Origin of the sequence: Actinomyces gerencseriae DSM 6844 (genome assembly GCF_000429265.1) — a bacterium.
Lineage (GTDB): Bacteria > Actinomycetota > Actinomycetes > Actinomycetales > Actinomycetaceae > Actinomyces > Actinomyces gerencseriae.
Window position 1 is genome coordinate 142,112 of record NZ_AUBN01000009.1, and the last position, 14,590, is coordinate 156,701.

The window sequence follows — 14,590 nt, forward strand, 5'->3', positions numbered from 1 at the left end:
GTCCGTCCCCGCGGGACGCGGGGACGATGCCGGCCGGGGGCCGTGCCGGTCAGCAGTACTGGGCGACGGGGACTGCGCGCGGTCCGCTGGCCACGCGGTAGCGTTAGCGGCATGTCTCAGAGCGCCGTGCCGAGCCAGCAGCCCTCGAACCCCGACCCCCTCCCCCCCGCCGGACCGGGCGGCTCGCGCAGACCGCGTGTCGCCGTCGTCTTCGGCGGGCGCAGCGGAGAGCACACCATCTCGTGCGCCACCGCCGCCGGGGTCCTGTCGGCCATCGACCGCGACCGCTACGACGTGCTGCCCATCGGCATCACGCCAACCGGTCAGTGGGTGCTCGTCGACGACGACCCCGCCGCACTGGCTCTGGACGACTCCCGCCCGCCCGTGGAGATCACCGCCGAGGGGCTGGGGCGCGGCGAGCTCTCCATACAGCTCGGGGGCGGAGCGCTGACCGCCCTGACACCCGCGGGGCCGAGCGTCCTAGGCGATGTCGACGTCGTCCTGCCCCTGCTGCACGGCCCCTACGGGGAGGACGGAACCATCCAGGGGCTGCTGGAGATGCTGGGCATCCGCTACGTGGGCTGCGGCGTGCTCGCCAGCGCCGCGGGGATGGACAAGCAGGCGACCAAGGTGCTCCTGGAAGCCGCCGGCATCACCACCGCGCCGCACGTCGTCGTCGGGCCCCACCGGTGGAAGCGGGATCGCGCCGCCATCCTGGCGGCCTGCGAGGAGCTCGACTACCCGCTGTTCGTCAAGCCGGCCCGGGCCGGTTCCTCGCTCGGCATCACCAAGGTCGAGCGTCGCGAGGACCTACCCGCCGCCGTCGAGGCGGCTCGCGCGGTGGATCCCAAGGTGCTCGTGGAGACCGGGATCACCGGGCGCGAGGTCGAGGTCGCGGTTCTGGGGGGGCACGGCGATGACGCTCCGCGCGTGGCCGAGCCCGGTGAGATCGTCATGGACGCCTCTCATGGCGCCGGCGAGTTCTACGACTACCAGACCAAGTACCTGGCCCACGACGCCGTGCAGATGGTCTGCCCCGCCCGGCTCACCGCCGCCGAGCGCGAGCTGGTCATGTCCACCGCCGCTGAAGCCTTCCTCGCCATCGGGGGCGAGGGCCTGACCCGCGTCGACTTCTTCGTCACCGACGACGGGCGCGCCGTCGTCAACGAGGTCAACACCATGCCCGGTTTCACCCCCTTCTCCATGTATCCCTACATGTGGGAGGTGACCGGCATGGACTACACAGCCCTGATCGGCGAGCTCATCGAGCTGGCCCTGGAGCGGCCGGCCGATGTCAATCGATGAGGGCGTCGACGCGCGCCGTCCGATCACGGTCGCCGATCTGACGGAGGAGGAGCTCCTCGCGGCCTTCACGCCGCTGCTGCCCGGCACCCGGCGCGCGCTGGTCGGCAATGGCGACGACTGCGCCGTCCTGACCGCGCCGGACGCCCGCTACTGCGTGAGCACCGACGTCCTGGTCGAGGGCCACCACTTCTCCACCGACTGGTCGAGCGCCCAGGAGATCGGTGCGCGTGCCGCGGCCCAGAACCTCGCCGATGTGGCGGCGATGGGGGCCCGTCCGGTGGCGCTGGTGGTCGGCCTCGTCCTGCCCCTGAGCACATCGCTGACATGGATCCAGGACCTTGCGAGGGGCATGGCCCGAGCGTGCGACCGGATCGGCGCCGGTGTCGTCGGCGGTGACTTGAGCGCGGGGGAGGGGCTCGTCATCGCCGTCACCGTCCACGGCGATCTGCAGGGCCGCTCGCCCGTCCTGCGCTCGGGAGCCCGTCCGGGTGACCTGCTCGTCCACACCGGGACGCTGGGCCGCAGCGCCGCCGGGCTCGCACTGCTCGGCGCCGGCATCGACGATTCCGGTCGCAGCGGGGCGCGGGGCGGGGCCTCGTTCCGGGACGGGCTCGAGGAGCGGACGCGCGCCGCCGCGCACGAGAGCCTGTCCGTGTTCCGCACCCCCGTGCCGCCCCTGGAGGCGGGCCCCGCCCTGTCCGAGGCCGGTGCCACCGCGATGATGGACGTCTCCGACGGGCTGCTCCGCGACGCGGGGCGCATGGCTGAGGCCTCCCGGGTGCGGATGGACATCGACGATCCTCTGGGCTCGGTGGCCGGAACCGGTGAGGACCTGGCCGTCCTGGAGCCCGTGGCGCGCCTGCTGGAGGACTCGCGAGCCGCCGCTCGGGCACTGGCGCGTCGATGGGTACTCACCGGGGGAGAGGACCACGGCATGCTCGCCGCCGTCCCGGCCGAGACAGGGCCCCCACCGGGCAGCCGAGTCATCGGGCGCGTGCTGGAGCCGGATGATGGCCCTCGCGTCATGGTCAGTGGACGGGCTCCCGATGCGGGGAAGGGGTGGGACCACTTCCGAGGTTGACACCGCCGAGTCGGCTGAGCGGGCCGGGACGGGGCGGGCCCGACGATTCCGTCGCCGGACCCGTCCGGGAAAGCCGGTCTTATCGGGCTATCGGGGTGCGGCGCCGCCGAACCGATCTCGCCGCGGAACTCGACCGATCTCGACGAAAAGGCCGCCACCCGCGGGGTGACGGCCTCGCAGCGCCCGATCGGCGAGAGCGCACTCAGATATTGCGCGTCACCTTACCGGCCTTGAGGCAGGACGTGCACACGTTGAGACGCTTGGGAGCGCCGTTCACGAGAGCGCGCACGCGCTGGATGTTCGGGTTCCACCGGCGGTTGGTCCGCACGTGGGAGTGCGAGACGCTCTTGCCGAAGATGGGGCCCTTGCCGCAGACATCGCACACAGCAGCCACGGTCTCACTCCTGAATCTTCTTGCGTGAACGCCGGACGACGTCACGGCGCTGGATCGAATACCCCGAGCTCGCGCCCCGGGCAACCCGCAAACCCTATCGGACGGCAGGGAAAGGCCCCAAGCTGATGAGGCGTGGGGTGAGGCACATACGTGGCCGTCCAAGAGGAGCTCCGCTTCACTGCGCTCCTCGCAACGGCGCCTGGACCGGCGCTCAGGACGCGCGCAGCGGCGCGGACCGGTAGCCTTGGAACTATACAGGGGTAGCGGGCCGCCCGGTCGGGCGGCCGACCCACCGGTAGCCAAGGAGAACGCGGCGTGACACGGCAGACGAGCGGCCAGTTGCCCACCCCGGTTCCCGTGAACGCCCTGACCGCTCCTGTTCTGCGCTCCTGGTTGCGTCTGACGCGCAGGACGGGAGAGATCACACGCGCGCTCGTCGACTCCCTCAACGTCTTCCCGGTCCCGGACTCGGACACCGGCACCAATGTCCTGCTCACCGTGCGCGCCGCCTGCGACGCCATGCGCCTCCTGCCGGCCGGCGCCGGCCTCGTCCAGGTCTCCCGGGCGGCGGCTGACGGAGCGGTGCGCGGCGCGCGCGGGAACTCCGGTCTTCTGGTCTCCCAGGTCCTGGTCGCCCTCGCCGACGTCTGCGCCGAGGCGCCCGACCCCGCTGCACTGAGGCCGGTCGAGATCGTCCGCGCCTACGAGCGCATCGCGGACACCACCTGGGCCGCCGTGTCGCGCCCGGTGACGGGAACCCTGCTGACGGTCGCCCAGGACGCCGCCGCCGCCGCGCGCGCGGCTCTGGAGGAGTCCCGCCCCACTGCGCCCACGAGCCTCTCGGCGGTCTGCGCGGCCGCTGCCCTCGGCGCCCAGGAGAGCGTCGTCGAGACCGCCGGACTCGGCCACGGCCCGGTGGATGCCGGCGGTGCGGCCCTCATGCTCATGCTCACCTGCCTGTCGGATACGATCGACGCCGGAGACCGGGGGCAGGGGGACGCCGAGGCGCTGGAGGCCCCCCATCCCTGCACCGAGGTCGCCCACCAGATGCTCGTCGACCTGCTGGCCGGCGCCACGCATGTGGCCTCCGGACCGGGCGACAGCGCGCCGACGGCCTCCATGGGGGAGTTCGAGGTCATGTACCTGCTCGAGGCGACGACCGCCCAGGCGGACGTCCTGCGCGGTGAGCTCGAACGCGTCGGGGACTCCGTGGGCGTCGTCGGCACCCCCGACGCCCTGGGCGTGGGCCTGTACCAGGTCCACGTGCACACCGACACCCCCCGCGCGGCGCTGCCGCGTGCTGGACGGGCTCGCCAGGTGTGCGTCCACCACCTTCACCCCACGGCCCTGGCAGTCGTCGCCGACTGGGAGGCCGACGAGCCGCCTCTGCCCGGCGGCGACCGGATCGAGGACTCCCACGTCGTGTCCTTCGAGCGTCTCGCCGCGCGTCGGGCCCGGAATCGGGCCGCCAGGCGCGATAGTTCCATGCGCAAGCACCCCTCTCATCTCGGTCCCCCCACTCCGACGGGTGAGCGCACCGGGGTCATCGCCTGCACCCGCGCCCCGGGGCTCATCGAGCAGCTCGCCCGCACCGGCGCCGTCGTCGTCCTGGATCCCGAGCGGGACGGGATCATCCGCGCCGCCATCGACATCGGCCTGGAGCAGGTGATCGTGCTGCCCTGCGACGCCGACTGCGCCGCCCACGCCCACGAGGCGGCGCGCTTCCTGGCCGCCCGCTCCGCCGTCTCCCATGTGCGCGGCGCGGCCGAGGCCGTTCCCGCACCCGGCGACGGCGTCCAACTCCTCGTGTGCGACACCGATGACGAGGCCCGTGTCCTGGCGGCGGCCGTGGCCGTGGCCGGAAGCGGCGAGGGCCTCACCGTTCTGGCCAGAAGGGCCGGGCGCGCCGCCATCGAGCTGCGCACGCTGGCCCTCGACGGCCCGGACGCCGAGGCCGATGCGGTCGCCGCCGCCCTGGACACCGCCCTGCGACCCGATGACGAGCTCGTCACCGTGATCCTCGGACGCGACGCCATGCCGGACGTCGGCGCCCTCGCCGCCGAGGCCGTCGCTCGTTACGGCGAGCGGACCCTCGGGGACCCCGACGCCATCGAGGTCGTCATCCACGCCGGGGCCCAGGCGCGTCCCGATGTCCTGATGGCTCTGGAGTAGGGGCGCGTGAGCACACGATCCACGCCCATCCGATCCGATCCCGCTCGCGGGTCGGCGCCCCTGCTGGATCGCCCCTTGGACAGGATCCTGGGCGCGCGGACCGCCAACCAGCTCGCCAAGCAGGGGGCCCGTACTGCCGGAGACCTGCTGCGGCTCCTGCCTCGCCGCTACGACACATGGGGCGAGCTGACCGATCTGCGCGCCTTGGCCGACGGCGAGCAGGCCACCGTCCAGGCCCGGGTCGTGCGCTCGTCCGCGCGCCGCACCCGTGGCGGACGCCCTCCCGCCATTATGGAGGCCACTGTCACCGATGGCACGACGAGCATGGCCGTCGTCATGTTCGGCACCGCGGGTCTCATGAAGCTGCGGGCGGACCAGCTCTCGCCGGGCACCACGGCGCTGCTGTCGGGCAAGGTCGGGCTTCACCGGGGGCGCAAGCAGCTCGTCGGTCCGCGCATCCAGGTCCTCGACGAGCTCGATGAGGCCGAGCGCGAGGCGCTTCTGGCCCGTCCACTGCCCATCTACCCTGCCACCGAGGCACTGCCGAGCTGGCGCGTCGCCAAGGCCGTGCGCACGCTCCTGGATCAGCTCGACGCAGCGGACGTCCCCGAGCCCCTGCCCGAGCGCGTGCGCACGGTCCACGGGCTCATCGACGCCTTCACCGCCTATCGCTGGGTCCACGAGCCGCAGGACACCGGGCAGTGGCGGGAGGCGCGACGGCGACTGCGACACGAGGAGGCGCTCGTCCTCCAGACCGCGCTCGCTCAGCGCCGGGCCCGCCATCGGGCCACGCGCACCGCCGTGGCCTGGCCCGCCCCCGGTCCCGATTCCCTGCGCGCCGACCTGGATGCCGCCCTGCCCTACGAGCTCACGGCCGGGCAGGCGCGCGTGGGGGAGGACATCGCGCACGCCCTGGAATCGACCGTGCCCATGCAGGTCCTCCTGCAGGGCGATGTGGGCAGCGGCAAGACCCTGGTCGCCCTGCGCGCCATGACCCAGGTCGTCGGGGCGGGAGGGCAGACGGCTCTGCTGGCCCCCACCGAGGTGCTGGCGGCCCAGCACCGGACCAGTCTCGAGGCTCTCCTGGGGCCCCTGGGGCGGGCGGGAATGCTCGGCGGTGCGGAGCGCGCCATCCGGGTCCTGCTGCTGACCGGCTCCACGCCGGCCGGCCGGCGTCGGGAGATCCTCGCCGCCCTGGCCGCCGGCGAGCCCGCCATCGTCGTGGGCACGCACGCGCTGCTGGCCGAGACCGTGCAGATCCCCTTCCTGGGGCTCGTGGTGGTCGACGAGCAGCACCGTTTCGGAGTGGCTCAGCGCGACGCCCTGCGCGAGCGTCGCGGCGTGACCGATCCCGCCACGGGGGAGGAGCGCACCCCGCACCTGCTGGTCATGACCGCCACCCCCATACCGCGCACCGTCGCCATGACGGTCTTCGGCGATCTCGACACGGCGATCCTCGATGAGCTCCCGGCGGGACGCGGCCCCGTGGACACCCACCTGGTGCCCTGGGACCGAGTGACGTGGGTGGAGGGGATCTGGCGGCGGGCCGCCCGGGAAGTGGCCTCCGGCGGTCGGGTCTACGTCGTCTGCCCGCGCATCGACGCCGGCGACCAGGAGCAGGGGGAGGACGACCCCGATCGGCCCGAGGCCTCCGACGACCTGCCGGAGGAGCCGGACGGGGGCGCGGACCGGGAGGGGCCGACGCGCCCGCCGGCCGCGGTCGCCGAGTGGGCGCAGCGCCTGGCGGACGAGCCGTCGCTCACGGGGACGGGCATCGGCACGCTCACCGGACGGATGACCAGTGCCGAGAAGGACACCGCCATGGAGGCCTTCGCCAGCGGCGCCGCGCCGGTGCTCGTGGCGACCACCGTCATCGAGGTGGGGGTGGACGTGCCCGAGGCCACCATGATGGTCATCCTCGACGCCGATCGTTTCGGGCTCTCCCAGCTCCACCAGCTGCGCGGGCGCGTGGGCCGGGGAGACCGGTCCTCGGTGTGCGTGGCGACCACCGGCGTGGAGGTCGGGTCCGCCGCCTACCACCGGCTCAAGGCCTTCGCCGAGACCGCCGACGGCTTCGCCCTGGCCGAGGCGGACCTGGAGCTGCGGAGCGAGGGCAACGTGCTGGGGGCGGCCCAGTCGGGGCGGCGCAGCGATCTCGATCTGCTGCGGGTGACTCGCGACAGGAGGGTCATCGAGGCGGCTCGCGGCGAGGCCGAGGAGATCGTCGCCGCCGACCCGCGGCTGACGGATCACCGCGCGCTGGCCGCCGCCATCGTCGAGCGGCTCGACGAGGAGTCGCAGGCCTATCTCGAGCGGGTGTGACGGCTCCGGGGGCCCTCCCAGCTCCTCTCATCGGCTCTTCTCATCGGGCTCGGCGAACCAGAGGGAGGTCTCGCCGTAGCGCCTGTTCGCGACGTGCTCCAGCTTCCGGGGCCAGGCGGGCCCGGGCGAGCGGGAGGAGCGCTCCACCACGACGACGGCCCGCGGCGCCAGCCACGGGTCGTCGTCGCGAGCCAGGGGGGCGAGCATCGCGGCGAGTTCCTCGTCCCTCAGCTCGTAGGGCGGATCGATGAGCACCAGATCGACTGACCTCCCGGCGGGGCCCGCCAGGAATGCGGTCGCCCTCGCCGTCACCGCGCGCACGCCCGCCAGCCCCAGGGAGCGGATATTGCGCCGGCAGACGGCCACGGCCCTCCGCGAGGAGTCCACCAGTGTCACATCCGCGGCACCGCGGCTCGCCGCCTCCAGGCCCAGGGCCCCGGAGCCCGCGCACAGGTCGAGCACTCGCGCGCCGTCGATCGCCCCATTGTGCTCCAGCCGTGCGAACAGGGCCTCGCGCACGCGCTCCGAGGTCGGGCGCGTCCCCGCGCGGGGGACCTCGATCCTGCGTCCACCAGCCGTTCCGGCCACGATCCTGGTCATAGTCGGAGCCTACGGCAGAGCGGAATCGGGTCGTCGCGCCGAGTCGGTCGGCCTCGTACCGGTTCGCGCGGCGGGACGGGGGCGCCCGGATGCCCCGACGACGTCGAGACGCGGATCGGGTCGCCCGGCCCCGGCGCGCGTCCACCGTCGAGGCGGGGACGCCGTTAGCCTCGGGGCATGTCACTGGCCGTGTACCCCGGAACCTTCGACCCCATCACTCTGGGTCATGTCGACGTCGTACGGCGCGCCTCGACCGTGTTCGACCGGGTCGTCCTGGCCATCGCCCGGAACGCCGCCAAGGAGTCCGGTCACCTGTTCGACCTCGACACCCGCGTGGTACTGGCCCGGCGGGCTCTGGGGAACCTGCCCGGCGCGGAGGTCGACATCGTGCCCGGCCTCCTGGCCGACTACTGCCGCGCCCGCGGGGCCGACGTCGTCGTCAAGGGCCTGCGCAGCGGCACCGATCTGGACGTTGAGGCGCCCATGGCCCTGCTCAACCGCGATCTCGGCGCGCCCGAGACGGTCTTCCTCGTCGCCGCCTCCGCCCACGCCCATGTCTCCTCGTCTCTCGTCAAGGACGTGGCCCGGCACGGTGGCGACGTCTCCCGCCTCGTGCCCGACGCCGTCGTGGAGGCGCTCAGGGACGCCCTGCCGGTGCCGCACCCCCCGACAGCCTCCCGACAGGAAGGAACCACTCGTGACGACCAGCCGTGACGCCGGAGACGACCTGCTGCGCATCCTCGACGAGCTCGACCAGCTCATCACCGGTGCGCGCTCCGTGCCGATGAGCGCCTCCGCCATCGTCAATCGGGACGATGCGCTGGCCCTGATCGACAGCGCGCGCCATGCCGTCCCCTCCGCCGTCCGTCGTGCCGAGGAGATCGTCGCCGACGCGGATGAGGTCCTGGCCCAGGGGCGGGAGGAGTCCGAGAGGCTCGTCCTGCACGCCCAGGAGGAGGCGGATCGTCTGGTGGCCGGGGAGAACGTCGTGCGCATGGCTCATGAGCGTGCGGACGAAATCGTCGCCGAGGCCGAGGACCGCGCGGCGGGACTCCGTCACGGCGCCGACGACTACTCGGATCGCACGTTGGCGGCCCTGGAGGCCGAGCTCGTCAAGATCACCGAGCAGGTGCGCGCGGGTCGCGATGTCCTGGCATCCCGGCTCGGCGACCCCGCCGATGACGATGAGGCGACGCTCCCGGGCGACGGCCGCCGTCGCCCCGGATGGCCGCTCATCTCCGGGTCCGTATGAGCACCGCCGGTCCGGGCGCGGCGGGGCGCGTGCGGTGCGCCGACCGTCCTCGCGCGTCCGCGCGGCCCCACGGCGGGGCGCGTGCGCGGCGCCCGTGCGGCTAGGGATCACGATTCGAAGTGTGATCCGCCGACGGGGGGCGCTGCGGGCTCGTGCCGCTGGCGCCCGGGTACCCTGATCCCTTGCGGGTTTGGGCGCCGCCCGACCCGTGTACGTACCGGATAACCGGAGGAGCACCATGAGCACCACGGCCGCACTGGTGGTCGACATCGTCGATCTGCCGCACCAGATCGGGTCCGTCAAGGACGTCCGTGTGGAGACGGCCGCCCCCGCGGATCTGGGCACCGACGTCATCGGCGTGCCGGAGGGCAGCCCCGTCGTCCTGGATGCGCAGCTGACCAGCATGGAGGACGGCGTGCTGGCCCGCGGCCGCGCCGACGTCCGCATCCACGGCAGGTGCGTGCGCTGCCTGCGAGACCTCGACGAGGACCGCACCGTCGCCTTCGACGAGCTCTACTACCTGCCCCGGGCCGCCGAGGCCCGGGCGGCCGATGACGACGAGGAGGTCGAGGACCTGCTCCTGGTCGGCGAGACCGACCTGGACCTGGAGCCGGCGCTGCGCGACGCCCTCGTGCCCGCGCTTCCCTTCCAGCCCCTGTGCCGGCAGGACTGCGCGGGCCTGTGCCCGCAGTGCGGCGAGAGGCTCGACGACCTGCCCCCCGATCACCACCACGAGCAGCTCGATCCGCGTTGGTCCGCCCTGGCGGCTCTTCTGCCCGAGCGGGGCGAGCCGGACGCGAGTGAGGAGGGGCAGGCCTGATGGCCCACTCGTCTCGTAAGAGCGGCGGTAGGCAGTCCCGCCGCGTCGCCTCCCCGGCGCGAAGCGATGTCGAGGCCCTCGTCTACCGGTGGGGGCCGCGGATCGATCCGGATCTGCTCGACCTGTCGCTGACCCATCGCTCCTTCGCCCACGAGAACGGCGGGTTGCCCACCAACGAGCGCCTGGAGTTCCTGGGCGACTCCGTGCTGGGCATCGTGGTGACCGAGTACCTCTACCGCGCCCACCCGGATGTCCCCGAGGGCCAACTGGCCAAGATGCGTGCCGCGACCGTATCGGAGCCCGCGCTGGCGGCCGTGGCCCGGGACCTGAACCTGGGGGAGTTCATCAAGCTGGGGAAGGGGGAGTCCCTGACCGGCGGTCGTGACAAGGACTCGATCTTGTCCGACACCGTCGAGGCGCTCATCGGTGCCACCTACCTCTCCCAGGGGCTCGAACCGACTCGTGCCGTGGTCGAGCGCCTCGTGGCCCGCTTCCTCAGCTCGGCCCGCACGCGCGGCGCGAGCCTGGACTGGAAGACCAGCCTTCAGGAGCTCGTCGCGGCTCACGGACTGGGCAACCCGCGCTACGAGGTTGAGAGCGTCGGGCCCGACCACGAGCGGGTCTTCACCGCGCAGGCGATCGTCGATGGCGAGGCCCGCGGCGAGGGCACGGGCACCTCCAAGAAGCTCGCCGAGCACGCCGCCGCGGAGGCCGCTTACGCCGCGATCCTGGCCAGTCACGGCGACGGCGGATTGGATCTGCCCGGGGTCAACGAGGCCCTGCGCACGGATCTGGCGGGTATGGCCGCCCGGCAGGCGCGGATCGGGCCGACTCCCGGGTCCGCTTCCGGGCCGGTCCCCGCGCCGGCTCCGCCGGCCCTCGGCGACTGAGCGGCGTGCCCGAGCTGCCGGAGGTCGAGTCCGTGCGCTCCGGACTGGCCCGCTATCTGATCGGTCGTGCGATCGAGGCGGTCGAGATCCTCGATCCGCGCTCCCTGCGCCGCCAGGCCGGCGGTCCCGGGGCCTTCGCCCGTCAGCTCGCCGGGCGGACGGTGACCGCGGCCGTACGGCGGGGCAAGTTCCTGTGGCTGCCGCTGGATGACGGCCGCGCGCTGTCCGCCCATCTGGGCATGAGCGGCCAGCTCCTCGTGCGCGGCGCCGTCGCGGAGCCGCACGACGACGTCGAGGGTGCCCGGGTCGCCGGCCGGGTCGATGCGCATCGCGCCGGTCCGATGGCCACCCGCGCCCCGACCCTCGTGCACGAGCCGTCCATACGGCCGCGTCATCTGCGCGTGCGCCTCCGTCTGGCCCCCATCGACGGGGACGCGTCCGACGGGGCCTTCGTCGATCTCGTCGACCAGCGCGTGTTCGGCGGCCTGCACGTCACCGACCTGGTGCCGACCTCGGACGGCGCGCCCGGCGGCAGGGGCAGCCCGGACGCCCTGCTCCCCGACGACGCCCGCCGTATCGCCCGCGACCTGCTCGACCCCGCGCTGGATCGGCGCGATGCAGCGGCCCGGATGCGGTCCTCGGGCCGTGCCATCAAGACCATCCTCCTGGACCAGCGCATCGTGTCGGGCGTCGGCAACATCTACGCCGACGAGGGCCTGTGGGCGGCCCGCGTGCACGGCCTGCGGCCCGGCAAGCGGATCGGGCCGCGCGTCGTGGAGCGCCTGCTGGCGCGGACCGCGGCCGTCATGGAGCGGGCGCTGGCCGTCGGGGGGACGAGCTTCGACTCCCTGTACGTCGATGCCGACGGCGCCGCCGGCTTCTTCGCCCGCGAGCTCTCGGCCTACGGGCGCGCCGGGCTGCCCTGCGGGCGGTGCGGCGCGCCGATGCGCGTCGAGGCCGTCGGCGGGCGCAGCCATACGTCCTGCCCGAGGTGCCAGACCCGCCCGCGGTGCTGAGGACGGCGCAGGCGGCCGGGGGCGGCGGGGCTTGTCGGCGGGGCCTCGTCCTCTAAAATGAACGTGTTCATATCTGAACTTGTTCAGGAGAATGCGTGAGACTGCATGAATCGTAGACAGGACACCGAGGCCCGGGTACTGGAACGGGCCGAGCGGCTCTTCGTCCGCAGGGGCTACGCCGCCACGTCGATGCGGGACATCGCCGCCGAGGCGGATGTCTCAGTGGGCACCGTCGTCTCCGTGGGCGGCAAGGCCGAGCTCTTCGTGCGCTGCATGGAGCAGCGCGCCACGGCCGACGCCGTCGCCGCCCTGGAGGGGCGAGCGGATCTGCGCGACGCACTGCGGGCGCTCATCGCCGCCACCCCGGGTCTGGCGCCCCGGGGGAGCGGGTTGACCCGCGACTACCTGGCCGCGCTCCTGACCGGCCCCGTCCCCGCGGGCAACGACGATCGTCTGCGCGACGTCGTCGATCGCCTGGCCGCGTACTGGGCCGCGCACCTCGAGACCGGCCCGGACGACCCCCTGCCGCAGCTGCGCGCTCGCGCCTTCTACGTCGGCCTCGTCGGCGCCGTCTTCGCCGTCGCCTCCGGACAGCTGAGCGCGCGGGCCGCCATGGAGCTGATGGATCGGATCATCGATGAGCAGACGGCGCCGCCCGGGGATCGGAGCCGAGGATGACCCACGTGCTCGTCGCCATCGGCTCCATGGGGGATGTGCGCCCGCAGCTGGCCCTGGCGCGAGCGCTCATCGCCGAGGGGACCGATGTCCTGCTGCTGGGACTCGATGACTACGCGGAAGCGGCATCCGAGTGCGACGTGCCGTTCCGGGGAGTGGGGGCCAGGCTCATGGGCCCGATCGCCTCGCCGGTCGTCGCCCGCGCCGCGAGACGCCATCAGGCGGCCGGCGCGCTCGTGCTGCGCCGCTGGATCCGCGCCGTCGCCCCCGCGATCGCTCGGGCGTTGGCGGCCAGCACGCGTCCCGGGGACGTCCTGGTCTCCGGGATCCTGGGCCTGCCGGCATGCCGTCTCCTGAGCGCGGCGCTCGGTTGCGAGGTGGTGGAGCTGGCACTGGCCCCCACGCTGCCCACTGCGCGGGCGGACAGCCTCGTGGGCGCACCGCGCAGGGGCCGGAGTCCGCTCAACCTGCATTACTCCCGCGCGCTGCGTCGCGGCTCGCTGGCAATGGGGGCGCCGATCGCCCGTGTACTGGCACGTGGCGTCCCGAATGGTCGTGGGACCGCCGGCCGTCGGAGCGGCGGCACGGCGATCAACGGCACGGTGATCCTCGCGTGCTCCCCGCAGCTCGTCCCGCCCGCCGCCGACTGGCCGGCCGCCGTCCACTGCACCGGACGGCTCGCGGCGCCCGTGCGCGGATGGGAGCCCGACGCGGGTCTCGTCGACTTCCTGTCCTCCGGTCCGCCTCCGGTGTACGTGGGCTTCGGTTCCGTGCCGCTGGGGGAGCCTCGGGCCGCCGTCGCCCGTCAGGCCGAGGCCGCCCGTCGCGCCGGGGCGAGAGCGCTGATCTCGCCGGCCGCGGGGTTCGATGAGTGGGACGGGGACTACGGCGACCATGTGCACCTGCTCGGCTTCGCCCCGCATGACTGGCTGCTGCCGCGCACAGCCGCGGCGATCCATCACGGGGGAGCGGGGACGACCCACGCCGCTCTGGCCGCGGGCGTGCCGCAGGGAGTCGTCCCCTTCTCCCTCGATCAGCCCTACTACGCGCGCCGCGTGGAGGCACTGGGCCTGGGGCCCGCGCCGCTCGCGCCGCAGCGGGCCGACGTCGAGGCTCTCGCCGTCCTCATGAGGAGGCTGGTCGGTGCCGGGCAGGCCCGGGGCTACCGTGAACGGGCGCGAGAGGCGGCCGGGGTCGTCGCCCGCGAGAACGGCGCCCGTACCGCCGCCGGGATCCTGCTGGCCGCCAGTACCTGATCCGTCGGGGGAAGTCGAGGCCTCGTCGGTGCCGCCTCCGCGGGGCGGCCCATGGGCCCGGAGGCTTTTCCCAGGACGACGCCGTGCTTGTGACGTAGGTCCCCAACGCTGCTAGGCTCGTTGTCATGCCGAGAGCCGTCGCCGCCGAGCCCGTCCGCGTCATGATCGTGGACGATCACGAGATCGTCCGCCGCGGGATCGCCGAGATCATCGACCGGGCCGACGGGCTGGACGTTGTGGCCGAGGCGGGCTCCTGCGCCGAGGCCCTGCGCCGGGCCGAGCTCGTACGTCCCGACGTCATCCTGGTCGACCTGCAGTTGCCCGACGGCACCGGCATCGAGCTCATGCGTGAGCTGCGGGCCTCGGTCCCCGGGGCCCTGCCGATCGTCCTGACCTCCTTCGACGACGACGAGGCCCTGGCCGAGGCCCTCGACGCGGGGGCCCGTGCCTATCTGCTCAAGACCGTTCACGGCGCCGAGATCAGCGACGTCGTGCGGGCCGTCGCCTCGGGGCGCGTCCTGCTCGACGAGCGCACTGTCACGCGTCGGCGCGCCGACCACGACGATCCCACGGCGGATCTGACCAACGCCGAGAGAAAGGTCCTCGACCTGATCGGCGATGGTCTGTCCAACCGGGAGATCGGCGAGCGCCTGGGCGTGGCCGAGAAGACCGTGAAAAACCACATCACCTCCCTGCTGGCCAAGATGGGCCTCCAGCGCCGCACGCAGGTCGCCGCCTGGGTCGCCGGCCAGCGGGCCTCGGGCTGGCGCCGCGGCTGACCGCTCCTCGGACGGCGTGGTCCGGGTC

The 14,590-nt window shown here is 73.5% G+C and carries 14 protein-coding genes; 12 read left to right on the forward strand and 2 right to left on the reverse strand.

Annotated features, from left to right (window positions below; genetic code table 11):
- Nucleotides 1–111 precede the first annotated feature (111 nt).
- Together G448_RS0103695 and G448_RS0103700 are read left to right on the forward strand one after the other, a co-directional pair.
- Nucleotides 112–1,305, forward strand: a complete 1,194-nt coding sequence (locus tag G448_RS0103695; protein WP_026406890.1) for a D-alanine--D-alanine ligase family protein — start codon at nucleotides 112–114, stop codon at nucleotides 1,303–1,305.
- Entirely contained in the window at nucleotides 1,292–2,386 is a 1,095-nt protein-coding gene (locus G448_RS0103700; protein WP_051268600.1) for a thiamine-phosphate kinase, read from the forward strand. The genes G448_RS0103695 and G448_RS0103700 overlap by 14 nt, the downstream gene beginning before the upstream one ends.
- A 202-nt stretch (nucleotides 2,387–2,588) precedes the next feature.
- On the opposite strand, the gene rpmB is transcribed toward G448_RS0103700, so the two are convergent.
- The gene (gene rpmB, locus G448_RS0103705; RefSeq protein WP_003785965.1) at nucleotides 2,589–2,780 is read right to left on the reverse strand and encodes a 50S ribosomal protein L28; all 192 of its coding nucleotides are present in this window, start codon (nucleotides 2,778–2,780) and stop codon (nucleotides 2,589–2,591) included.
- A gap of 315 nt (nucleotides 2,781–3,095) precedes the next feature.
- Between rpmB and G448_RS0103710 the strand changes: the two genes are divergently transcribed.
- Together G448_RS0103710 and G448_RS0103715 are read left to right on the forward strand one after the other, a co-directional pair.
- Complete coding sequence (locus G448_RS0103710) at nucleotides 3,096–4,952, forward strand: DAK2 domain-containing protein (RefSeq protein WP_026406892.1); 1,857 nt, start codon at nucleotides 3,096–3,098, stop codon at nucleotides 4,950–4,952.
- Between the two features lie 75 nt (nucleotides 4,953–5,027).
- Nucleotides 5,028–7,274, forward strand: coding sequence for an ATP-dependent DNA helicase RecG (locus G448_RS0103715; protein ID WP_026406893.1), 2,247 nt, complete (start codon nucleotides 5,028–5,030; stop codon nucleotides 7,272–7,274).
- Between the two features lie 27 nt (nucleotides 7,275–7,301).
- Here G448_RS0103715 and rsmD read toward each other — a convergent pair whose 3' ends face one another.
- Nucleotides 7,302–7,874, reverse strand: a complete 573-nt coding sequence (gene rsmD / locus G448_RS0103720; RefSeq protein WP_026406894.1) for a 16S rRNA (guanine(966)-N(2))-methyltransferase RsmD — start codon at nucleotides 7,872–7,874, stop codon at nucleotides 7,302–7,304.
- Nucleotides 7,875–8,051: 177 nt separating this feature from the next.
- On the opposite strand from rsmD, the gene coaD reads away from it, so the two are divergent.
- The 8 genes from coaD to G448_RS0103760 all read left to right on the forward strand — a co-directional run bounded on the left by coaD (nucleotide 8,052) and on the right by G448_RS0103760 (nucleotide 14,562).
- The gene (gene coaD, locus G448_RS0103725) at nucleotides 8,052–8,588 is read left to right on the forward strand and encodes a pantetheine-phosphate adenylyltransferase (protein WP_026406895.1); all 537 of its coding nucleotides are present in this window, start codon (nucleotides 8,052–8,054) and stop codon (nucleotides 8,586–8,588) included.
- Nucleotides 8,572–9,126, forward strand: a complete 555-nt coding sequence (locus tag G448_RS0103730; RefSeq protein WP_026406896.1) for an ATP synthase subunit B family protein — start codon at nucleotides 8,572–8,574, stop codon at nucleotides 9,124–9,126. The genes coaD and G448_RS0103730 overlap by 17 nt, the downstream gene beginning before the upstream one ends.
- 238 nt (nucleotides 9,127–9,364) lie before the next feature.
- On the forward strand, nucleotides 9,365–9,946 hold the full coding sequence (locus tag G448_RS0103735; RefSeq protein WP_026406897.1) for a YceD family protein: 582 nt from the start codon (nucleotides 9,365–9,367) through the stop codon (nucleotides 9,944–9,946).
- Complete coding sequence (gene rnc, locus G448_RS14975; protein WP_084436303.1) at nucleotides 9,946–10,836, forward strand: ribonuclease III; 891 nt, start codon at nucleotides 9,946–9,948, stop codon at nucleotides 10,834–10,836. Before G448_RS0103735 ends, rnc begins: the two co-directional genes overlap by 1 nt.
- 5 nt (nucleotides 10,837–10,841) lie before the next feature.
- Nucleotides 10,842–11,852, forward strand: a complete 1,011-nt coding sequence (mutM, locus tag G448_RS0103745; protein ID WP_026406898.1) for a bifunctional DNA-formamidopyrimidine glycosylase/DNA-(apurinic or apyrimidinic site) lyase — start codon at nucleotides 10,842–10,844, stop codon at nucleotides 11,850–11,852.
- A 105-nt stretch (nucleotides 11,853–11,957) separates the two neighbouring features.
- Nucleotides 11,958–12,530, forward strand: coding sequence for a TetR/AcrR family transcriptional regulator (locus tag G448_RS18495; RefSeq protein WP_026406899.1), 573 nt, complete (start codon nucleotides 11,958–11,960; stop codon nucleotides 12,528–12,530).
- Nucleotides 12,527–13,783 (forward strand): glycosyltransferase, encoded by a 1,257-nt coding sequence (locus tag G448_RS16975; RefSeq protein WP_051268601.1) that lies wholly within the window; start codon nucleotides 12,527–12,529, stop codon nucleotides 13,781–13,783. The genes G448_RS18495 and G448_RS16975 overlap by 4 nt, the downstream gene beginning before the upstream one ends.
- Before the next feature lie 125 nt (nucleotides 13,784–13,908).
- Complete coding sequence (locus tag G448_RS0103760) at nucleotides 13,909–14,562, forward strand: response regulator (RefSeq protein ID WP_026406900.1); 654 nt, start codon at nucleotides 13,909–13,911, stop codon at nucleotides 14,560–14,562.
- The last annotated feature ends 28 nt before the right edge of the window (nucleotides 14,563–14,590 follow it).

Bases quoted from the DNA above. Each gene is read 5' to 3' on its own strand.
- G448_RS0103695 (WP_026406890.1), top strand. From the start codon at position 112: ATGTCTCAGAGCGCCGTGCCGAGCCAGCAGCCCTCGAACCCCGACCCC.
- G448_RS0103700 (WP_051268600.1), top strand. From the start codon at position 1,292: ATGTCAATCGATGAGGGCGTCGACGCGCGCCGTCCGATCACGGTCGCC.
- rsmD (WP_026406894.1), bottom strand. From the start codon at position 7,874: ATGACCAGGATCGTGGCCGGAACGGCTGGTGGACGCAGGATCGAGGTC.
- coaD (WP_026406895.1), top strand. From the start codon at position 8,052: ATGTCACTGGCCGTGTACCCCGGAACCTTCGACCCCATCACTCTGGGT.
- G448_RS0103735 (WP_026406897.1), top strand. From the start codon at position 9,365: ATGAGCACCACGGCCGCACTGGTGGTCGACATCGTCGATCTGCCGCAC.
- rnc (WP_084436303.1), top strand. From the start codon at position 9,946: ATGGCCCACTCGTCTCGTAAGAGCGGCGGTAGGCAGTCCCGCCGCGTC.
- G448_RS18495 (WP_026406899.1), top strand. From the start codon at position 11,958: ATGAATCGTAGACAGGACACCGAGGCCCGGGTACTGGAACGGGCCGAG.
- G448_RS16975 (WP_051268601.1), top strand. From the start codon at position 12,527: ATGACCCACGTGCTCGTCGCCATCGGCTCCATGGGGGATGTGCGCCCG.
- G448_RS0103760 (WP_026406900.1), top strand. From the start codon at position 13,909: ATGCCGAGAGCCGTCGCCGCCGAGCCCGTCCGCGTCATGATCGTGGAC.